The organism is Vibrio sp. QJM3NY_15, from assembly GCF_057785995.1.
In genome coordinates this window covers 641716-662746 of the sequence record NZ_CM173518.1, presented here as the reverse complement: position 1 = coordinate 662746, position 21031 = coordinate 641716, and the positions used below count along the sequence as shown (strand labels likewise).

Annotated in this window: 24 protein-coding genes; 9 read left to right on the top strand and 15 right to left on the bottom strand. The window is 44.9% G+C overall.

The annotated features are described in order from the left end of the window. Positions 1–77: 77 nt before the first annotated feature. Positions 78–761 carry an SDR family oxidoreductase gene (locus AC3CKG_RS19410; RefSeq protein WP_102351925.1) on the bottom strand — a complete coding sequence of 228 codons (684 nt, stop codon included), beginning with the start codon at positions 759–761 and terminating at the stop codon, positions 78–80. A 116-nt stretch (positions 762–877) separates the two neighbouring features. Here AC3CKG_RS19410 and AC3CKG_RS19405 point away from each other — a divergent pair, with 116 nt between their 5' ends. The 6 genes from AC3CKG_RS19405 (at position 878) to AC3CKG_RS19380 (ending at position 6299) form a co-directional block, all read left to right on the top strand. Beyond that, positions 878–1807: a LysR family transcriptional regulator gene (locus AC3CKG_RS19405; protein ID WP_488529834.1), complete on the top strand. Its 930-nt coding sequence runs from the start codon at positions 878–880 to the stop codon at positions 1805–1807. A gap of 626 nt (positions 1808–2433) precedes the next feature. Then, positions 2434–2838, top strand: a complete 405-nt coding sequence (locus AC3CKG_RS19400) for a hypothetical protein (RefSeq protein WP_017107995.1) — start codon at positions 2434–2436, stop codon at positions 2836–2838. A gap of 14 nt (positions 2839–2852) precedes the next feature. After that, on the top strand, positions 2853–4415 hold the full coding sequence (locus AC3CKG_RS19395; protein WP_488529833.1) for an NAD(P)-binding protein: 1563 nt from the start codon (positions 2853–2855) through the stop codon (positions 4413–4415). Further along, positions 4412–5203 (top strand): hypothetical protein, encoded by a 792-nt coding sequence (locus AC3CKG_RS19390; RefSeq protein WP_488529832.1) that lies wholly within the window; start codon positions 4412–4414, stop codon positions 5201–5203. Before AC3CKG_RS19395 ends, AC3CKG_RS19390 begins: the two co-directional genes overlap by 4 nt. Positions 5204–5382: 179 nt before the next feature. After that, the gene (locus tag AC3CKG_RS19385) at positions 5383–5775 is read left to right on the top strand and encodes a GFA family protein (RefSeq protein WP_488529831.1); all 393 of its coding nucleotides are present in this window, start codon (positions 5383–5385) and stop codon (positions 5773–5775) included. Between the two features lie 56 nt (positions 5776–5831). After that, on the top strand, positions 5832–6299 hold the full coding sequence (locus AC3CKG_RS19380; protein ID WP_488529830.1) for an OsmC family protein: 468 nt from the start codon (positions 5832–5834) through the stop codon (positions 6297–6299). 72 nt (positions 6300–6371) lie between these two features. Here AC3CKG_RS19380 and AC3CKG_RS19375 read toward each other — a convergent pair whose 3' ends face one another. Beyond that, entirely contained in the window at positions 6372–7433 is a 1062-nt protein-coding gene (locus tag AC3CKG_RS19375) for an NAD(P)/FAD-dependent oxidoreductase (protein WP_488529829.1), read from the bottom strand. 184 nt (positions 7434–7617) lie between these two features. On the opposite strand from AC3CKG_RS19375, the gene AC3CKG_RS19370 reads away from it, so the two are divergent. From AC3CKG_RS19370 to AC3CKG_RS19360, 3 genes are all read left to right on the top strand, one after another. Continuing rightward, positions 7618–8499 (top strand): LysR family transcriptional regulator, encoded by an 882-nt coding sequence (locus tag AC3CKG_RS19370; protein ID WP_488529828.1) that lies wholly within the window; start codon positions 7618–7620, stop codon positions 8497–8499. Positions 8500–8622: 123 nt separating this feature from the next. Then, entirely contained in the window at positions 8623–9855 is a 1233-nt protein-coding gene (locus AC3CKG_RS19365) for a MalY/PatB family protein (protein WP_102513749.1), read from the top strand. Positions 9856–10063: 208 nt separating this feature from the next. Next, positions 10064–10408, top strand: a complete 345-nt coding sequence (locus AC3CKG_RS19360; RefSeq protein ID WP_099165963.1) for a ribosome recycling factor family protein — start codon at positions 10064–10066, stop codon at positions 10406–10408. 150 nt (positions 10409–10558) lie between these two features. Here the strand turns inward: AC3CKG_RS19360 and AC3CKG_RS19355 are convergent, their stop codons facing one another. From AC3CKG_RS19355 to AC3CKG_RS19295, 13 genes are all read right to left on the bottom strand, one after another. Then, positions 10559–10798: an RNA recognition motif domain-containing protein gene (locus AC3CKG_RS19355; RefSeq protein WP_009846076.1), complete on the bottom strand. Its 240-nt coding sequence runs from the start codon at positions 10796–10798 to the stop codon at positions 10559–10561. Between the two features lie 113 nt (positions 10799–10911). Next, positions 10912–11586, bottom strand: coding sequence for an SDR family NAD(P)-dependent oxidoreductase (locus AC3CKG_RS19350; RefSeq protein ID WP_488529827.1), 675 nt, complete (start codon positions 11584–11586; stop codon positions 10912–10914). A gap of 206 nt (positions 11587–11792) precedes the next feature. Continuing rightward, positions 11793–12056, bottom strand: coding sequence for a hypothetical protein (locus AC3CKG_RS19345; RefSeq protein ID WP_017098840.1), 264 nt, complete (start codon positions 12054–12056; stop codon positions 11793–11795). 295 nt (positions 12057–12351) lie between these two features. Further along, a complete protein-coding gene (locus AC3CKG_RS19340; RefSeq protein ID WP_488529826.1) occupies positions 12352–12894 on the bottom strand; it encodes a DUF3833 domain-containing protein in 543 nt (180 codons plus the stop codon). After that, positions 12891–13478, bottom strand: coding sequence for a chalcone isomerase family protein (locus tag AC3CKG_RS19335; protein WP_488529825.1), 588 nt, complete (start codon positions 13476–13478; stop codon positions 12891–12893). The genes AC3CKG_RS19340 and AC3CKG_RS19335 overlap by 4 nt, the downstream gene beginning before the upstream one ends. A 3-nt stretch (positions 13479–13481) precedes the next feature. Further along, entirely contained in the window at positions 13482–14003 is a 522-nt protein-coding gene (locus AC3CKG_RS19330; RefSeq protein ID WP_065111740.1) for a DUF2878 domain-containing protein, read from the bottom strand. Next, a complete protein-coding gene (locus AC3CKG_RS19325) occupies positions 13981–15261 on the bottom strand; it encodes a class I SAM-dependent methyltransferase (protein ID WP_488529824.1) in 1281 nt (426 codons plus the stop codon). The genes AC3CKG_RS19330 and AC3CKG_RS19325 overlap by 23 nt, the downstream gene beginning before the upstream one ends. 100 nt (positions 15262–15361) lie before the next feature. Next, positions 15362–16177: a DUF1365 domain-containing protein gene (locus AC3CKG_RS19320; RefSeq protein WP_488529823.1), complete on the bottom strand. Its 816-nt coding sequence runs from the start codon at positions 16175–16177 to the stop codon at positions 15362–15364. Further along, a complete protein-coding gene (locus AC3CKG_RS19315; RefSeq protein WP_488529822.1) occupies positions 16174–17445 on the bottom strand; it encodes an NAD(P)/FAD-dependent oxidoreductase in 1272 nt (423 codons plus the stop codon). The genes AC3CKG_RS19320 and AC3CKG_RS19315 overlap by 4 nt, the downstream gene beginning before the upstream one ends. Before the next feature lie 2 nt (positions 17446–17447). Then, positions 17448–18179 (bottom strand): SDR family NAD(P)-dependent oxidoreductase, encoded by a 732-nt coding sequence (locus tag AC3CKG_RS19310; RefSeq protein WP_488529821.1) that lies wholly within the window; start codon positions 18177–18179, stop codon positions 17448–17450. Continuing rightward, entirely contained in the window at positions 18179–18610 is a 432-nt protein-coding gene (locus tag AC3CKG_RS19305) for a nuclear transport factor 2 family protein (protein ID WP_488529820.1), read from the bottom strand. Before AC3CKG_RS19305 ends, AC3CKG_RS19310 begins: the two co-directional genes overlap by 1 nt. Positions 18611–18624: 14 nt before the next feature. Then, a complete protein-coding gene (phrB, locus tag AC3CKG_RS19300; protein WP_488529819.1) occupies positions 18625–20070 on the bottom strand; it encodes a deoxyribodipyrimidine photo-lyase in 1446 nt (481 codons plus the stop codon). Then, on the bottom strand, positions 20067–21014 hold the full coding sequence (locus tag AC3CKG_RS19295) for a YbgA family protein (protein WP_009846088.1): 948 nt from the start codon (positions 21012–21014) through the stop codon (positions 20067–20069). The genes phrB and AC3CKG_RS19295 overlap by 4 nt, the downstream gene beginning before the upstream one ends. Positions 21015–21031: the final 17 nt, after the last annotated feature.

The following is a 21031-nucleotide window of genomic DNA, read 5'->3' as shown; positions in this document are numbered from 1 at the left end:
GTTAATTCTCGTTTGTTAGGACGTTTAGATACACGCCCTAACGATTGTTCTTTGCTTCTTTGTTTCTTTGCGGAGTGCTAGCCGAGTAGAGCACCGCCATCGATGTCGATGATTGACCCCGTTACGTATGGGTTGTTAATCGCGAATAGATAGCCCATTGCGATATCTTTAGCCTCTCCGACTTTGCCTGCTGGTAAGTTGTTTTTCGCGTTGTCGTACATGGTTGAACGAGCTGAGTCATCCATATTTTTGTAGGCTTCAGTCATGGTAAGGCCGGGGCTGACCGCGTTGACTCGAATCGGTGATAGCTCTTTGGCAAGCACTTTAGTTACGCTCTCTAGTGCGGCATTAATCGCGGTTTTTACGTAAGTACCAGCAACTACTTTGCGTGACAGCATGCCCGTGGTTAGTGTGATTGAGCCGTTTGGAGTCATGTAACGTGCGGCGTGCTTGGCTACGTTTAAGCTTCCCCAAAACTTGGTATCAAATGCTGCTTTTGCGTCTGCGATAGCAACGTCTGTCACTTTTCCTGCGGGAGCGTATGACCCCGCGGTTATCACCAAGTGATCAAATGCACCGATCGATTCGAAGTATTCACAAACCGATTTCTCATCGCTGATATCAACGCCGGTGTGTCGGCTGGCAATGTGTACTGTGTTGTCTTCGTTTCTCAATTGCATTGCTAATGCTTTGCCGATACCTGATGTTCCACCAATGATGACGAATGTGTGCTTTTCTTGATTTGTAAGTTCGTTGTTCATGTTCTGAATTCCTACGTGTTCTGCTGATGGTTGTCATTATATTTATTCGACTAAATTTGATAATTGGCTAAAATATAAAATCATTATTCGGATTAACTGAATAGTAGGAGAGGTGAATGGACAAGTTTTCAGATATGGCGATGTTCGTGAGCATTGTTAAGCATCACGGGTTAGCAGCGGCGGGGCGAGAGTTAGGGCTTTCTCCTGCGACCATGACAGCAAGGCTTCAGGCGTTGGAAGAGCGTTATGGTGTGAAGCTGCTGAACCGAAGCACAAGACATGTGTCTTTAACTGACTCTGGGGAGCTGTATCACAAGGCGTGTCTGGATATATTGGATAACGTTAGCGAGGCTGAAAACCTGATTCAAAATGGCGTCAAAGAGGTTAAAGGCCCACTAAAGATTGCAGCACCTAAAGACATCGGAAAGCAGTACATCCTTCCTATTTTGTCGGAATTTTGTCAGCAGCATCCAGACGTTATTCCCTACCTGTATTTGAACGATCACCTATCGAATATCGCTGAATCAGGCATGGACATCGTGATCCGTTATGGGGAATTGGTCGACAGTAGCTTGATCTCAAGACGCTTATCACCAAGCCGACGAGTGCTGTGTGCTTCACCAGAATATCTTGCCAAGCATGGAACGCCGTTAACACCACAAGATTTGGTCGAGCACGACTGTTTGGCTATGCTGCGTAGCAATGAAGAGCTCAAGACATGGCACTTTCAAGATCATGATATGAAGAAGGCTGTGACGGTTGTGCCGAAGCGCTTTTCAGACGATGGTGAAGTGATTCGATACTGGGCATTGCAAGGAGAAGGGATAGCGTTGAAGTCGGTACTCGATGTGCAAGATGACATCAATAACCAACGCCTTGTGACGCTACTTAATGGCTACATGAAGAACTTCAACACCTCGACTTCAGTATCGAGTGCCGACTTGAATGTGGTGTACATCAGCAAGAAATATCAGCCGAAACGTATTCGGCTGTTTTTGGATTATCTTCTTGAGAACTTTACTGGTTTGGTCGAGAGGTCAGGCTGAGAACAATTATTGTTAATTTATCAATAGTGAAGCTTCAATGCTGGCCAGCTTTGTCTGGCGGCAAATGTTTATGATGAGAGGTCTGTCAGTGAAAAGATCTCTTCATCGAAAATGACACCAATCCCCTCTGTTCGTCACACGTTCGTACTTCACCCTTATTGAAATATATCCTCCTAGGTAATCCCCTTTTGCCGCTAAAAATAGAGGTCGGAAGGAAAGATCAAGCTGTCTTCTCGCAAGTTTAGGTGAGAGATTGCCCTGTTTTATAAAATCTTAATAATCAATGTGTTAGTAAGGAAGCCTTTGAGTTGTTATTTGAGTTTTTTATGATTTAAAGCTCATGTAATTATTCAGGTTTATTAATTTCCTCATCCAGAGCCTGAATAAATCACAACGTCAAAGAAACTCTCGTAGAGCTATTTTTCTACCCATTTGGTCATTTGTTGTCTTTTTTATCTATTTAACCATCTAATATTTATCAGTTTTTTCTTTCTCGGCGCCTTTCCTATCAATGGTGTATCTCTCACAGAATTAAAATACATAAGCCAATAGTTGTGATGTTGAATTTGATATAGATTCTCATTTGGGAACATTCCCGCTAATAAATATAATAATGGAGAAATATAATGAAAAACGTTCTTGGCTTCGTGACCCTTCTTGCTGCTTCTTTTGTTCACGCCGAAGACGCTATAACTTTCCCAACTCAACAAGCTACTGAGGTGAATGAGTCGATAGTCTTTCCGACCGTTCAGCATCCAATCGCGTTAGTTGGTGGATACGAAATAGAAAATGGTATTTTGCATTCTCGCACTTACGATTGCGGAATTAATATCAGTGATCTAAACCTATCGGCACAACTTGTCTGGGAGGGTGCGACACCGAAAGTGATGATTGTTGGGGATGACCTAATTATGTGTCGTTCACTGGCTAATAGTCCGTTTGAATTAGACATCAACCCAGTATTGAATCAGCTTCCGAATCACGACCTATATCGTTTAGAGCTCGCGAATCATGTCATCTTGAACCGATAGTTTAAGGAGAAAACATGACCTGTCATTATGTCAATGAGAGTGAAAGTGAGGTCGGTGTTAGCACCGGCCCTACGCGGCCCAAAGTTGCCATTTTCGGTGCTGGGATTTCTGGCTTAGCAGTGGCTCATAATTGTGTAAAACAAGGCTTCGATGTGGCTGTTTACGATAAGGAGCTCTACACCGGAGGAAAATGTGTTGGAACGGTGGATGAGGGAGGCTTGGTTCATGAGCTTACTCATCGACAGTTTTTCGCCAAAAACTACAACTTGATAAATTTCCTTAAAGAGGTTCCTCGTGAGTCTGGTAATTGTTTAGATTCACTGTATCCCCAGAATATGGTTCAGTTTTCTTGGGCGCAAAAAAATAAGACGATACAGTTTCAACGCGGGTATTTTTCCCGCTTTGAAAAGCTATGGGACGACGCAAAGTCTGCGTATTCAATGCTTTATGCTCAAGTTCCCATAAAGGACACGCTTTGGTTTAAGCAAAGGTTACAGAAACCGTATTCGATGGAGGAACTGCTTGGGGTTCCTGTTAGTGAGTTTTTTTCTTATGAGTCTAGGCCTGGACTTGCTGGCTTCCTTCGTTCGGTCTTATTAGGTTGGATTGGAGCAACGGATGATACGCCAGCGTTGGCCATTTTGGATTTGCTCAACAATAAAGATGGAGAACTGCATGCCTCTGCTCCCGACGCGTACAGTTTGGGAATGAAAGAACCGATTAGTGATGCGCTTATTAATCCGTTGACTCACCATCTTAAAAAGCAAGGCGTTAAATTTCACTTAGGCTACAAAGCCAAAGCCATTTATCCCAATAAAAAACGAACTCGGATTGATAGTGTGCAGCTACATAATGATTGTCGTGTCTTAGCTGATTATTACGTCTTCGCGCTTCCCGCTCACGTTATCAAATCTTTATTCTCAGAGATCAGTTCAGTATTAAATTATGAGTATGTACTGAGCCACGGGTTTCAGTTCTATTTCTCTCAAGTCCCTTCGATATTGAAGAATAGGACGGTGGGATTAGTTCTCGATTCTCCTTGGGGCTTGAGTTATCACGTGACGACTCGAAGTACGTCTGAAGGAGAGGTGACATGTCTATCGGTAACAGCGACAGATCTTGATAAGGCGCTCGGCCTCCTTTACCAAAAGCCGATGTTGTCTTGTACAGAGAAGCAGGTAAAGGATGAATTACTGTTCCAGCTTTTTGGGCAATTAAATTTGCTCGACCATTCTGCTTATCAAGGTTTCAGAGTTGGTCTTGGTGCGAAAATGGTGACACCTCAAGAATTGGAAACCTTATATTCCGATTACTTTTGTGGCGACGTGGTGACCAATGAGCGTGGGCAATCCCGTTATTGGGTTCTGCAACATGCACTAACTCAGCCGACAGCTCAGAATTCGCTATCAACAACGATGAATAACTTTTCTAACGTCTTTTTTAGCGGTGAGTACCTGTCTGATCCAAGACAAACTTGGCGAGTCCCCGTTACGCTGGAACGATGCATTGAAACTGCCAATCTATGTGCTGCAGATCTGGTTGATCGTGTCTCTTCTGAACGCGAGGAGCGTCGATGAAATCAAGTGTCTACTCTCCTTTATCATCCGGGCTATTTTTACTTCTTTGCCTAGTGTACGGCAGTGGCTTCTATCTACTTGTGCAAAGCTCGATTTGGCTTGCACTAGCTCTGACTTTAGTTTTGCCTGTGTTGTTCTGGCCGTTGACAAAACCAGTCGAAAACGCCAGTGAGATAAAGCGAATCCTTGGTCTCGAAATGGGGTTTAACCTACTGTGTTTTATGGCAGTGAGTCAGTGGTTGAGTGTCGAGTATGTCGATAAAGGTTTGGTCGTGTTTTTTGTCCTCCAGTCTGTTGGTTTTGTATTGGTGCAACTCAAAAAACAGGCCTACCTGTCGATGTTTATCTCGATGGTGCTCGCGGCGACAATTGCCTATTGGGTATATACGGGTGAACAAACCTTGCTGTTAGGAGAGGGCAAGATTCTCTTATTTGGTGAAGTGGTTCCTTGGCAATTAAAAGTGATTTATGGCTTTTGGTTAATTCAATTGCTGTTGGTGGAGTATCGCTCAGTTTTGCCGAAACTTACTCTCGCTATCTGCCATATTGCATCCTTTATGATAGCGATTGGTGCGGAGGATTTTTTCCATGCTCGTATCGTGACAGCCTGCCACCTTCTATTTCTCAGCTTATGTTTCGATTTTAAGCGTTTAGATTGGGGAGGGAAGGACTTTGCTGTATCAAATCGATTAAGCCGCTTTATTCAATTGCCAATAATTAGTAAGACGCTCTCTGGACTGATTCTGGGTGTCGTTGTTATCACTTATCTCGGAATTTTCTTTATGTAACTTGGTTCCGTTTTTCAATATGGAATGACGTGGGTGTTTAACTTGCCTCAAACTCTCCACGCCATTCCGAGGCACCTCTCAACCCATGACGTATATCTCGAACTCAACGTCAGCCTAAGGACAGAGTTCTTTGAACTGGTTATGATGCGAGCAATACAGGGACGTGATTGGAGAGAGAAATGAAAGTAGTCGGTAACACGGTTATCCAACCTTTTCACAAGGCAACCTGCCATTGTGGTGCTGTCGAATTGGAGCTCAGCCTACCTAACGGGATAGAAAAGCCACGTCGTTGTGATTGTTCTATCTGCCGTCGTAGAGGGGCGATTGTGGGTTCTGTGGCGTTGGATGGTATTAAGATTTTGAAAGGCGCTGAGCATCTTAAGCTTTATCAATTCAATACCAACACTGCGAAACATTACTTCTGTTTAAACTGCGGTATCTATACCCATCATCAACGCCGTTCAAGCCCTAATGAATATGGATTTAACATCGGTTGTTTGGAAGGGGTGAACCCTTTTGATATTGGCGATGTGGTGACTAATGATGGTGTCAATCACCCTGCTGATCGCTAAATAACTCGTCGTTTGAGAACCAATTATTTGATAACTAATGGATAGAGGAAGGGATTATGTCTGAATATAGTGCGGTGATTCGTTGGGCTCGTGGTGACGATGAAGCCTTTAGTGATAACCAATACAGCCGAGGGCATATGTGGGAGTTCGATGGCGGTGTCACTGTGCCTGCCTCGTCGTCACCTCATGTTGTGCCACTGCCGTTTTCAGTTGAGGCCAACGTTGATCCAGAAGAAGCCTTTATTGCGGCACTGTCTAGTTGCCATATGCTGACGTTTTTGGGCATTGCTGCAAAGCAGAAGTATGTAATCGACTCTTATGTGGATGATGCCGTTGGTGTGTTGGAAGAAGACGAATCAGGCTGCTCATCGGTCACTAAGGTGACTCTGCGACCTGACATTGTGTTCTCAGGTTCTAAGGTACCGACTGCCAAACAACTCGACAAACTGCATCATTTGGCGCACAAAAACTGTTTTATTGCCAACTCGGTAAAAACAGAAATTGTGGTAGAAGCTAAAGCCTAAGCAACGCTACCCAATCATAAGTAGCGTCATAAAGCATGCGTAACGCTGTCAAAACCAATTGGCAGTACGCGCTTAGCTTTCAAAGGCACTGTAAACCTTCTTAATGAACAAATCCTTTTGCTTCATATTGAGCAAAGGTTTAAAGGTTGTAACAGCAAAAGGCATCTCGGCAACGCCGCTTTTTGGCCCTGTTGGAATCAGTGCCATTAATGGGTTTCGTTTGTAACCTTTTGTCGATTTGCTCTTTAGCTTGTTGCTGATCAGGCGAGCGAGGAACTCCCCTTGTTGCTGAGCAAGATACCCCAGCTTTGCTTCGCCCACATCGGCGACATCACCGAGTGCGTATAGGTTGTCTTCTCCTGACACCTCTAGCTGGCTATTCACTTTGACGAAGCCTTTGTTATTTAACACGTGTGGTAACTGAGCTTGCAGGAACTCACTATTGGGTAAGGTGCCAACCGCCTCGAATACGATGTCTGCGGTTGCCGTTTTACCGCTTCGTTGGTCGATATAGCTTCCCGAGATGTTTTGGTAACCCGTGTTAAATTCTACTTCGACACCTAGTGCTGTTAACTGCTGAAATGCGACTCTTCTGGTTTTGCTCTTGAAGCCATCAAGCAATGCTTCACCTCTATGTGCGAGAACCAATTTTTTGTTAGGGAAGGCGTGTGCGATTTCTCCTGCCAGTTCCACACCCACGACCCCGCCACCAATGATTAATATGTTCTCTGCATTTTGGATGTTTTGATTGTGCTGTAATAGTTCGTTGTTGCGATCGGTTAGGTTGAACGCAGAGCTCGATTTCGCGATTGGCATGCTCGGGTAGCGAGTACCTGAAGCAATGATCGCCATCTTAAAGTCAATGGTACTTCCGTTATCCAATGTGGCTTGGTTACGTGTTAATTCGCTGACACCACTTTGAAGAAAAGCGCCTTTCAAGAAAGATTGGTAGGGCTTTCTCGCATCGTCTTTGGTCACCGCTGGTGCTGCAACATTACGAAGAGTCGCGTAGGTCACTTCAAAGTAGTTTTTTTTATCAACCAATAACGTACTCACGCCTTTTTTCTCAAGCTCTTGCGCGGCTGCTACGCCTGCGAAACCACCACCAATAATGAGTACGTCTACCTTTTTCATATTTTGTCCTTTATTCATACTTTGTCTTTTTGCGGCAGGCCTTTTGTCGACCACGGAAGCCACTTATCTATGGGGAAATAGCTTAGTGCGTTTCATATTTGTAATAAATGAGCGAAAATAAAACGGAGGTGTGCATTTTTGCAACGTATAACTTCGAGAGGCAGCTAAATGAAAAGGCGAGAAAATGGATAAGTGGAATGAGATAAGAACAGCCTACAAGCTGGCTCAACACCAAACACTGAGTGCGACCGCTCAAGAAATGGGCGTGCACCGTTCAACCGTGATGAGGCATATCGACACTCTCGAAGCTGAGCTTGGTGTGTTGTTGTTCCAACGAAATGACAAAGGTTATTTACCGACCGAAGCTGGGCTAGAGATCATGCGCTTAGGTGAGGTGACAGAGAATCACTTCTCGCAATTGGGCGCACAAATCAAAAGTAAAGAACAGGCACTTTCTGGCACGTTAACCGTTACTGCAATAAACGATATGGCAAGTATGCTGATGCCTGTTATCCAACAATATCAGCGTTGTTATCCCAATATGCGTGTTGATTTTATTGGTGATTTGAGGAAGTTTAACCTTGAATATGGTGAGGCAGATATTGCGATTCGTAGTGGCGATAAACCCACGACGCCAGACAATATCGTGTTCCCAATCGCTAGTGTGGAGATGGTGTTGTGCGCGCACAAAAGCTATATCGAGCAGTATGGATTACCGCAAGACAATAACTGGCAGCAGCATCGTTTTATCGCCATGAAAGAGAGGCCACAACATCTGCTGTGGAATGAGTGGATATACGACACGGTGCCAGAAACGCAGGTTGTATTTCTGTGTTCGAGTGTTCAGGTAGCCGCACGAGCTTTGGAGTCGGGGTGTGGTATTGCGGTTATGCCTAGGGAATTTGTGGAGAGAGATGAGGATTTGATCTCAGTTTCTTCCAGTTTGGTTTGGCCGATGCCTGTTTGGGCTTTGGTGCACCGCGATATGTATAACTTGAAGAAAATCAGAGCCTTTATAGATATTCTTAGGGGCGATCAGCAAACGCCCACTCACTTTAAGATATAAATCGTGTTTTTAATGACGTTTTTTTGTGCCTTTTTCGTCTTTTTCAAAAAAGAAAACGTCTTACTGATATGAGTGTGATCGATTTGATTACAAATTATCGAATGTAAACTTTGGGAAATCTATATGACCAGCTTTAACAGTGCATCTAACTACGGCGAAAATGCGTTTATTAAAAGTAAACCGCAGATGCTACAAGGTATCTACAACACCACTGATGTCTTCCCATATTGGGTGGCTGATATGGATTTTCAGGTAGCAGAACCGATCACTCAAGAGCTGAATCGTTTGGTTGAACGTGGTGTGTACTCTTATGAATTTCATGAGCAAGCGGTGTTTGAAGCGCTGTCGCAATGGTATTCAAAGCGTCATGGTTTGAACCTATCTGCTGATAAGTTCGTTCAGGTGCCGGGTGTGCTTTCTGGTATTGCGTTGTTACTGCGCCAGTTCACCAATGAAGGTGATGGTGTGCTAATCCATACGCCAGCGTATCACCAGTTTTCTAACTTGGTGAACAAGGCTAATCGTCAGATGGTGAACAGCCCACTGATTAATGATGAGCAAGGTTACCGCATTGATTTCGATGGTATGGAACAGCAGATAATCGAACACAAAGTAAAAACGATGATTTTCTGCAACCCGCACAACCCAACGGGTCGTGTGTGGACGCAGCAAGAAATTGAACACGTCATCGAGATTGCCAAGCGCCATGATGTGCTGATCATCAGCGATGAAATCCACTCAGACATTATCTTTGAAGGTCACGCTTTCACGAGCTTGACCAGCTTTGATTACGACAAGGTCATCACCTTGATTGGCTCTCCGGCGAAAACCTTCGGCATGCACAGCATCTCAAACGGCTATGTGTACACCAACAACAATGAGCTATTTGAAGCGTTCAAAACCAATGTCGCGGCGATGTATCTTGACCATGGTAATGCCTTGACGACGTTTGCGACGATTGCTGCCTTCGAAAAGGGTGAAGAGTGGTTAGATGGTATGTTGGCGTATCTGCAAGGCACAGTTAAGTGGATTACCGAATTTGCAGAGCAGCGAATTCCTCAGTTAAAAGTCTTCCAACCGCAAGGCACTTACCAAGTGTGGTTTGATTTTTCAGGCTTAGGCTTTTCGGAAGATGAATTGAAAAGTGTGGTGTTTGAACAAGCTAAAATGGGGTTAACGCCGGGCGGTTGGTTTGGCGCTGAGAGTTATCATTTTATGCGAATGAACATCGCCACCTCGCGTGACAATATTGAGCAATCATTTACTGCGTTGGCTGATGCGATTGAGGGTTTTGAGCGAGGAAGTCAGGATAGTTCAAACTGCTGCGATAAAGGCGATTCAAAAAGCTGCTGCTGATTATCCATGTTGAATTGAAAATGCTTAGCCGCTGATGCTGATCATTAGGCTGTAAAGTACGAAAAACCGCGAGGCTGCTTCGCGCATCACTGGCGGTTTTTTTGTGTCTGTGTAATTCTAAGCATGATTTTATTGAGATGGAATTGAAGTGTTGAGTGGTAGTTCGAGAGCACTTGAATGATTGGTAGAGATTGGTTGGCAGAGAGTTATGTTTAGTGTCCCACTGAATAGTTTTGTACATCGTGTGAGTGATAAAAGCCAAGTGATGGCGAATGCGACTGAGTGTGGATGCCAGTTGAAGCGAGTTCGACGTTCACGCAACTGGCTGTTGGTGGCTCAAGATCATCAACTCATTGAATTTAAAACCATGTTAACTCATGAAAAAGACGATTGGATAGCAACTGCTATAGACAAAGTGCTGCCTAAGCCTGTGGTGTGTTTGGCATCGTTGTTAGCCGCTACGCCCTCGATGACGGTCGCGCAGTTAGTGATGGAATCAGGATGTTCAATGGCAGAAGCAAGGCGTGCGATTGATGAGCATGAAGGGTTGTAGGCGTATTCGAATTGTGGGAAAAGAGAATCGCGAGCAGCAAAAAGCCCGTAACGATATTGCGCTGAAAAACGTCATATCGTTACGGGCTTTATCATCTGTGCTTGTGCTGCTGTTAAGCTAAGCCATGCGGCTTATAAAGCGTTTACTCGATTAAGAGTTAGCGACTTTTACACGAATCGTGTTGCTGCCAAGCTTTGACATGTTCAGCTTGTTTAGTGCCGCTTTAGCTTCTTCATGCTCTGGCATTTCAACAAAAGCAAAGCCTTTAGATTCGCCAGTGTTTTGGTCTAAGACTAGGCTGCACTCTTTTACTGAGCCGAACTCAGAAAATAGAACACGGATGTCTTGCTCAGCAGTAGAGCGCGATAGGTTACGAACTAGAAGTTTCATAATAAACCTTGAATATGAATTTACGCCGAGCATTGTCGCACACTTTCATGCTCACCCTCACAAATAATTAGCTCGAATAGCTCTGTTTACCTGTTCGATGCTCTCATTAGCCGTTAACCGCGGTTTATCGTGATATCTGATACAAATCCATGCTCAGTGCTGGTTAACGCCTGTTGCAGCATTTGAGCAGCTTCTTGAGCTGTCATAAAGCTTGAAGTATCCATTGCTTTGCCGCTGGTTCCCCAAAACTCTGTCGCCATTCCACCGGGATAAACCGCAACGATTTTCATCGGGTGACCTTTGAGCTCCAACCTTACCGATTCGATAAAGCCTTTTACTGCCCATTTTGCTGCGCAGTAGGTGGACTCTTCTGCTTTAGCGCCTTGAGCCGCGGTCGACATCACGACAGCAATGGTGACGGGTTGATCTTTGTAACGCTGAACCAGCTCGCGAATCAGAAATATCGAGGACTCGATATTGTTTTTTAGCATGTCACTGATCGCCGCTGGATCTTGCTGTTCTATCTTACCGAAGTATCCACTGCCAGCGCTGTGAACCACCAGTTTTGGTGTTTCTGGCAAGGCATCAAGCAGTTCGCTCACGGAGTTCGGGTCACATAGATCACAGGTTTGGCTGACGGTATCTGCTGGCAGGTTTTTCGCTAATTCAGCTAAACGCTGTGAGCTGCGGCCAGTGATCATTAAGCGCTGACGGCTGTTTGATGCGCTCGCATATTGCTTAGCTAAAGCTGCGCCTAAACCGCTGCTTGATCCGGTGATTAAAATCATGGGGACTCGGGATTGTTGAATGGAATCGAGATAGTAAGGCTTTGAAAGCTTGTTTTCTGAGATCTAAGACCAAGATGCTGAGGCTCATGACTAAGATTGCTCGATAGAATTGAGGTTTGAGAAAGTGATGTAAGCCAGGAAGGAAAAAAGAAGGAGCACTAAAAAGTAAAAACGCCGGCATAGGGCCAGCGCTTTTGAAAATCAGATTACTCGTCGTCGAACTGTTTGGTCGTGAATGAGTCTTCGATTCTGTTGAGCTCTTCTTGATCTTTCACTCGCTGTTCTTCTTGGCGAATGACTTTTGCTTCATTGAAGCGTTTCTTTTCCGACTTAGTCAGGAATTTTACAGCTTTCTTGTTGGTCAGTGCGTAAGCAACTACGTCTTCGCCTTTTTCTCTGCGGTCGTTTACACGTTGTGAGAAACGTTCATTGTCGCGAGCTTTACGCTCCGCTGAGGTCAACTTGCTCATGCTTTAAAGCCTTTTCAATTATTCATGGTAGGGAATCTACGCTTAGCGAAACCAATGGGGAAGTGCTCATAATTGGTGGAACTGTGTATCACGTTCGCTCAACTGAGTTTAGCCCATTTGTATGCTGGTGGCGCATCTTAGCACAAAGGCTTGAGCATACAGGTATGCTATTCGAGGGATTAAACAGAACAACCCACAATTTTCTGTTGTGGGTTGAGATTGCATTGCGGGCTGAGATTGTCTTTTGGGGGCGAGGTTATCGCTGATGGAACTGCTAATCAGAAACGCCAGTTAATTAAAGTTTTTCGATATACAAAATCACTTCACCGACTTTAAAGCCGAATTTAGACATCTCGGTTTTGTTGAACAGGCGTTTGTCGTCCATCAAGAACATCCAATCATCAAGCACTACTTCATAAGTGCTACCGTCTACTTCGATTTCTAAATCGTATTTCCAATAAAGCGCTGAACCTTGGGTCTCTCCATATGCCGTGCCCACGACATCGTTGGCGGTGCCTGTGTAAGTGTTGTCACCGGTTTTGATGAGGTTCCAAACGCGAGTTGAACGCTCACCATCAGCAAAGGAGAACCACTCTTTGATTTCTCCGTTGTCTCCGTCCCAAGTAGCGATGAGCTTGGCGTCAAAGCGGCGCAGTAAGTTACCAGAGCGGTCAAGCACGATGCCGTAGGCCATCAGCTCACCGTCAAAGAAGGTTTCCAGCTTGAGCTCTGGGGTGGTGTCTGCGTGGTTCTCTAAACTTGCAGAGCCACAACCTGTTAGCCAAGCGAGAGACAATATTGCCAGGGCGAGTTTGATTATTTTTGTTCTTGGACTCATTTATTTAAACCTAAAAGTTGTTTGCGTAGACCGGGCTCAGAGGTGTTTTCAGATAACCAAATCGCTAAGAAAGCGTCACCAAACTGCTTGTCTTGGATGATACCGATAGGCTGTTCATCGAAGTAAAAACGACTCACGTTGTCTTCGGTTACGCGGATAGTGAGTGTGCTTCCTGCTTCTACGTTAGGCCACATCTCGTATAAAGGCTTCAACCAACGTTGGATATTGTTGTTGGAGTAACCAAGTTTGCTCCATTGATCTTGGGTGGCATCAACGAGGTCTTTGCTGTCAATCGCGCGGTAATATTCAAGCTTTAAAGCGCGTTCAGAATTGGTTGGGGTCGTGTAGAATTCAGCTGAGTAGAGTGTCCAAAACAGATAGCTCATCTCACCTTGGCCGCGTTTGCTTAGATTGTCTACAGCGGAAGCTTTGGCGCTTCCGGTGAACAGGAGTGCCGCGCAAATGAGGGTTAAGGTGACTAAGCTAAACAGTCGATTTCTTGATTGCTCGCTTGCTTGTGTGCGAACGCGACTGTTATCGCTCTCAGATTTGAACGCTTGCGTAGGGTTGCGTGGAAAAGCCATAAGTCACCTCGTTGTTGCCATTTTGGGTTGTACTAAGTTGGAGTAAACGGCCACCAGTAAGGGCAACAAAATCCCCCAACTTATTGCAAGGGCAGCGAGCACCGATGCATCTGGCCAAGTAGTAAGAAGGGCGCCTGCTTTGATGCCTCCCCAATAACTACTAGTACCTGCTACGAACCCTATGACAAACAAGATCACTTTTGAGCACTTTAAAAGCCAATTCAGGCTGTGATTAAAACTGATTAAGAACATGATCCACAGGCAAATGAGCCAAACTGGGAACCAAGATTGATTAGCAATTTCAGAGTCGACGGCGAAAATACCGAAGTGGAGCATGAGGCTATCAAGCAATAGCCCCAATGGTAATAAGACGAGTATTTTCAAGTCGCTACTGCGAGTTGGAGAGAGAAGGAAGTGAACCACCACGATCAATGGCGTGACGAACGGGGCTTGCGCGGTAAAGAAGGCGCTGCAAACCCAGGTCGCTTGAAACAGAACGAGATTAATAATCCAAAACCGTTTCATCTTTTGCTCCAAAGTAACGAGGTTTTCTTGCGACAAGGTGATGAGTGCTGATCACGCGCTCTAGGAATGCCCCTTCGCAGTAACAGAAGTAGAAGACCCAAAGGCGTTTAAACTCTTCTGAATAGCCTAATGATTCGAGCTCTTCCCAGCTGTTTTCAAAGGCAACGTTCCAGTCGTTGAGTGTTCGAGCGTAGTGCAGACCAATGTCATCAATTTCTTGGACGACAAGGTCGGTGCTGGTCGCAAGATGCTGAGTCATCACGGCAACCGAAGGTAAACAACCACCGGGGAAGATGTACTTCTGAATAAAGTCGACGCCTTTACGATATTTATCATAACGACTGTCGGCAATGGTGATAGCTTGAATCAGCATTTTCCCTGAAGGCTTCAACAGAGAAGAGCACTTTTCAAAGAAGGTTTGTAGATATTCATGTCCGACCGCTTCTATCATCTCGATAGAGACCAACTTGTCATACTCACCAGTGAGGTTGCGATAATCCTCTTTGAGTAGGGTGATTTTGTTGGTTAAGCCGAGCGCTTTGACTCGCTGTTCTGCCAGCTCGTGCTGAGCATCTGAAATGGTCGTGGTCGTAACGTGGCAGCCGTAGTGCTGAGCCATAAATATAGCCAATCCGCCCCAGCCAGTGCCTATCTCAACCACGTTATCTGATTCAGACAGTTCTAAACGCTCACAGATGGTTTTCATTTTGTTCTGTTGTGCTTTCGACAGGGTTAACGCATCTTCGCTGTAGATAGCAGAAGAGTATTGCATTGAACTGTCTAGGAAGCGCTCATATAGCTCGTTACCAATGTCGTAGTGGGCGAGAATATTACGTTTGGAGCCTTGCTCGGTGTTGGCGTTCTTACGGCGTAGCAGTAAATTTTTGATTCGTGAAATCCATTGCGTCTTGTCATCAAGCTCGTCTAACTGTGCTTGATTTCGAGCCATGATTTGAATCACTTTGGTGAGATCTGGGCTGGTCCATTTTCCATCAATGTAGGCCTCAGATGCACCAATACTGCCGCTCATTACTACATCTCGATAAAAGCTCGCATCATGGATAACAATTTGAGCGCTTAAGGTCGCTTCTCTGTCTCCGAACACCGAATGCTTGTCTCGTTCTATTACTTCGAGTTTTGCGAATTGCAGACGTTCTAGAACCTTGAAAATCAGAGCTCGATATTTGCAGTTGCTTGAAACAGCAACGGCTTTAGCTTGTTGTTCTACGTTGTTGTTTTGTTTTGCAAGCTGTTCCATGGAAACCTCGCTGAGAAATTGTTTTAAATTTAGTTTTACTGGCTGAGGGTTAGAACTGTTGGTCTCGTTAAGCCAACCCAAGCCTTCAATTTAGACGTCTTTATGGCGTTTTAGACGCTGAGTCTGGATGCGCCACAAACGGTACTTTTTTCAGAAATAATTTGAGAGCCTGAAAATAGATACCCATTACAACCTTAATTGTCATTGCTGGGATCTTCAGTACCGTTTTCCTAATGTTTGCTTTTGTTACCGACTGCTTTGAGAGTGCTAGTGTGGCATCAAAAATTTTGTCGCTACGATGACTCTCGATGTGTACTAACGTCCGTTTCGTTGGTGGTTTTATTTTCCACAAATAGTTCATGTCTAAATCCATGAACGGCGAAACGTGAAACTCTTTTTTTACTTTCAATTCTTTGTGCATGTCGATGAGATAATAGTGTCTTTCTCGCCAAGGCGTATTGCTCACTTCGGCTAACATATAGCGACAATCACCAGTTTCGTCGTAACAGAAAAAACAGTTGATTGGGCTGAAATAAATCCCTAAACAACGGCACTGAGCCAGCATTGTCACACGGTTTGATACAGACCAAACCCCACCAAGTTGTTGTACTTTGGATGCTATACGTTGCTTAAGTGATTTAGGTTCATCAGTCGTGACATTTTCTTTTTTTTCAGCGAGATAATCCGATTCGACAAAGCGAATCGGGTTGTACCATTGAGTACCGAATAAGCGACTGCGAGTGGTTGTTTGAGGGATTTCATCGAGATCTAATCCCATCATGTACAACTGGTAGCTAAATTCATGAGTAATATCGCCAAAGCGGCGATGGCGTACGTTACCCCAGTAAATGCCGCTGAGCTCTTCACTCTTTTCGGGTGCGATCCCCATGTCGGATGTGATGGTGTGAGTGTTCATCGTACTGAGCTCGTGCTCAAATCTAGACCAAAGCGCTTAGTCACATCGAGTGCACTGTGAACCCCGTCTTCATGGAATCCGTTGTACCAATAAGCGCCTGCAAAGTGGGTGTTGTTTTTACCGCAGATCTGCTCGCGCTTATGTTGGGCTTCTACCGTGTTCGAATTAAGTACCGGATGATGGTAAACAAAGCTACGAATGATTTTATCAGGCGCTATTGCGTCACTTTGGTTTAGGGTTACACAGAAGGTGTCTTGGCTTTCAATGCCCTGCAGAATGTTCATGTTGTAAGTCACACAGGCAGGTCTTTGGCTGTTGCCATCTAGCATATAGTTCCAGCTTGCCCACGCCAGTTTACGGTCGGGCAACAGGTTGGTATCCGTGTGCAGCACCACCTCATTTCGGCTGTAAGGGATCTCCCCTAGTACCTGTTGTTCTTGTTCAGTCGCGTCGCCCAGCAAACGTAGGGCTTGGTCTGAGTGACACGTAAATATTACCTCGTCGAAGTCTTGTGTGCTGCCATCTTCGAATTCAATGGTAACCCCTGACTGTTGGCGAATGACTTGCTTAATCGAGGTGTTTAACGCGACCGGTTTATTCAAGCGTGAAAGGATGATCTCGACGTAAGAACGCGAACCTTTGGGAATCACATACCATTGAGGACGATTGGCAATGTCTAACAGGCCGTGATTGTAGAAGAACTGGATAAAGAACTTGAGTTCGAATTCTTCCATCTCTTCTAAGCTTGTCGACCAAATAGCCGCACCCATCGGTAAGATGTAGTGCTGACTAAAAAAGTCGGAAAATTGATTCTCGCGCAGGAAGTTGCCAAGGGTAACATCTGGCGTGAATTGGTTGCTTTCGAACTGGGCTTTACACAGCTTATTGAACTTGAGGATATCAGACACTAATGACCAGAATTGAGGCTTGAAAATATTACTCCTCTGAGCGAATAACGAATTGATGCTGTGGCCGTTGTATTCAAACTTAGTCGTTGTGTTGTGTACGCTGAAGCTCATTTCGGTCGGTTGCCTTTCGACAGCGAGTTGCTCAAGCAGTTGGTTGAAGTTTGGGTAAGTTCTGTCGTTGAATACGATGAAGCCAGTATCAATTGAAAACGCCTTGCCTCGGTGTTCAATATCAACCGTAGCAGTGTGCCCGCCGACGTAGTCATTTTTCTCGAACACCGTAACGTCGTGGTGCTTATCTAATACATGTGCGCAAGTCAGTCCAGAGATACCTGAACCTATAATGGCGATTTTTTTCATTGTTATACCATCCTTGAAGCGAGTTTTTGCCAAACTGAAGTCGGTAGCATTCTTAGTAATTTCATTATCAATATGAATCGTCTTGGGAAATCGATCTCGCTCTTTCCTTGAGCAATACCATTTACGATTCGTTGAGTGGCTGCCTCGCTACTAATAATCATAGGCATAGCGAAGGAGTTTCGCTCGGTTAATGGTGTTTCAACAAAGCCTGGGTGCACAATTGAGACATGAATGTTGTGCTCGGCGAGATCAACTGAGAGTGTTCTACCTAAGTAGGTGAGAGCGGCCTTTGAAGCGCCATAAGCTTCGGCTCTTGGCAATGGTAGAAAGCTCGCGCTTGAACTGACCAAAACCAAGCGGCCGCCGGGCTTGATGTTTTTTAGCCAAGCTTTAAGGGCGTAGCCAATTGAAATTAGGTTGATGTTGATGACGCGCTCGAACAACTCTGCGTTGAAATTGACAGGATCATCGATGTACTCACAATCACCCGCGTTCAAGATCAGTAGGTCGAGCGGCTTATCTTGGTCGAGTGCTGGGAAATTGTGGTAATCGGTCAAATCAAAACAAAGTGGGTCAATTGACGAGTGCGATAAGTCTGTCTCGTGAGAATCAACTAAGGCTTGCAGTTTGTCTTGATTACGGCCACAAGCAATCACCTGATGCCCTTGTTGAGCATAATCTATAGCGAGTGATTGGCCGATACCTGAGGTCGCGCCTGTGATCATAATACGCATTATCGGCTCGCTCTTTTTTTGATGGATTTGATCGCGCAACCTAGTACTGGAATGTGTTCGTACAGCATAGAACCCACATCCAGATAATCGCGATGATAAACCACTTGGTTGTTCAACATTTTAATATGACTGTGCCCTTGAACTTCAATCGGCTTTTGTCCGTTGAGTTGTTTGTGAGCGAATTGCATTGTCCAATAAACGGATGCTTCATCTTTCACTTCAAAGGTGTGTTCGATGTGGAAGTAACAGCTAGTGACTTGTGTGTAGAGGTTCTCGAAGTAATGAGTTAACGCGACAATCCCACTGACATGATGCAGTGGGTCTTGGAATTCGATATCAGGGTGATAAACCGTCTTTAGCACGTCGAAATTGTCGGTTCCGAGTTCTCGATACATGTTGAGAAAGTTATCAAGCCATAGAGAGTTATCCATAATATTCACTCTAATTATTTGAAAAAGGCTAAGGCTCTCAATCGTGCTTCTTTGTGTTCAACGATGGGTTGCCAGTATTCGCTGTTAATTCCGTTTTTTGCAATGTAATCATGTGGAAAATGCACATGCTTATCAGGAATATTTTGCAGCTCTGGAATGTACTTACGAATAAAAATTCCTTTCGGATCAAACTTTTCACTCTGGGTGATTGGATTGAAAATTCGGAAGTAAGGTTGAGCATCACAACCAGTACTCGAAGCCCACTGCCAACCGCCATTATTCGCGCTGAAATCACCATCGATAAGGTGCGACATAAAGAATCGCTCGCCCCAACGCCAGTCAATCAGTAGGTGTTTGGTTAGGAAGCTTGCCACCACCATTCTGAGCCTGTTGTGCATCCAGCCTGTCTCAACCAATTGACGCATCGCTGCATCAACTAATGGGTAGCCTGTCTTACCCTCACACCAAGCCTTAAAGCTCGGGTGATCGTGATACCAATCTAAGCCGTTGTATTTCTGCTGAAAGTTCGCACCTTTAACCAGTTTAGGATGGTGGAACATCAAATGCTTATAAAAATCTCGCCAAATCAATTCATTAAGCCAAGAAAAGGCTGGCAACTGAGTATCAAATAACAAGTCAGGCTGTTGTTGAATCAATTGAATCGCTAACCATCGTGGGCTCACAGCGCCAATGGTTAAGTAAGGGGAAAGGCCAGACGTGCCTTTTACCGATGGAATATCTCTAAGGCGAGAATAATCGTTAACTTTATTGGCTAAGAAATTGGGGATCACGCTCTCAAGGACGTCTTGGCTTAGTGGCCAACGCTCCGAATCGGTACGCGGAAAGTCGAAATCGTACTCGCCAGAAAAACCACTTAACGATTGTTTCAGTTGTGATGGATTCTGAAGCGAATCCGTTTCAGATGAACCTGCTTGCGCTGATCCTTTTGAATGCACAGGAGCGTGGCTGCAAATGATGCCTTTCGCTTGCACTTCTTTTAACCATGCGTTTTTGAAAGGTGTGAAAACCTTGAACATCTCACCTTGTTTATTCAGTACGCTACCTAATGGCAGAATCGTATCGCAGTCGGTTATTTTCAGCTTTATACCAGTAGCGATTAGGCGTTTGTCTCTTAACTGCTCATCCACTTCCGGCTCTGAATTGGCATACACACATGTCGCATCGACCTGTTTGCACAAGTTGATGAGTTGAGTAGCTTGATCGTTAAAGTCTGTGGCTTTGAGGTGCAGCAGAGTGATACCGAATTCAGCGAGTTGTGACTCAAACTGTTTCAGGTGGCGATAAATGAAGTCCGCTTTTATCGGTGAAAGGTGATGTTGTTGCCATTGCTGCGGAGTTGAAATAAAAACGGCGATAGAGACGCCGTTTTCAACTGCAGAGACGAGCGCTGGGTTATCGTGAATCCTCAGGTCTCGTCTTATCCATAGAATGTCGCTCAATATCCGTATCTCAGCTTAAGTTCTTGTGGGTGCGGGTTTAGATAAACTTGTGATTCTAGGTACTCGTTTGGGTATTCCATCAGATAGTGGTTGATCAGCGTTAGTGGGACTAACAGAGGAACTAGGCCTTCTCTGAATGATGAAATCTGATTGGTGAGCTCTTGTTTGTGAGCGCTGCTCAGTTGTTTCTTAAAGTAACCTTGCAAGTGATGCAGAGTATTAGCATGACTGCCGCGGTTTGCATGATGCATTAGCGCCGTCATCAGACCTTCGATGTACTTTTCAGCCAACTCATCGATCTCTAAATCGTTACTCGCTAAAAGTTTGCCCAGGCTCTTGTAGCCTTCAATGTGGTGGCACATCACTAGATATTTGTGAGCGCTGTGGAATTGAATCAGTTTGTGTTTGGTGACGCCTTCATCGACAAGATCGAGCCACTTTTGATATGTGAAAACACGAGTCATAAAGTTTTCACGCAGAATTGGATCGTTGAGGCGACCATTCTCTTCTACTGGAAGGAGGGGATTGCCTTGCATAACCTGTTGAGTAAACAAGCCAACGCCTGTCGATTCAGAACCACGCCCGTGGTGGTGGTAAACCTTTACTCGCTCCATGCCACAGGTTGGGCTTTTCTGGCACACAATGAATCCTGCGATATGTTGGTTGTTCTTTGAATAGTTTTGCCCAAACTCGATCAGTTCATCGGTGACATCGCCAGAACCATCAGGTCGAGAAACATGAATAATGTCGTCTAACATTCTTGTTTGACGGATCGTAGGACGAGGCGTTGGAAGTCCAACGCCCATCTCTGGGCAAACTGGCTCAAGTTCTACGTAGTCTGCAAGATCGTCTGTGCAAAAACGAGAACGCTTATGGCCAGTATCGAACCGAACTTTATGACCGGCGACACATGCACTAATGCCTATTTTTATTTTTTTATCCATTGGTCAATTCCTTACGC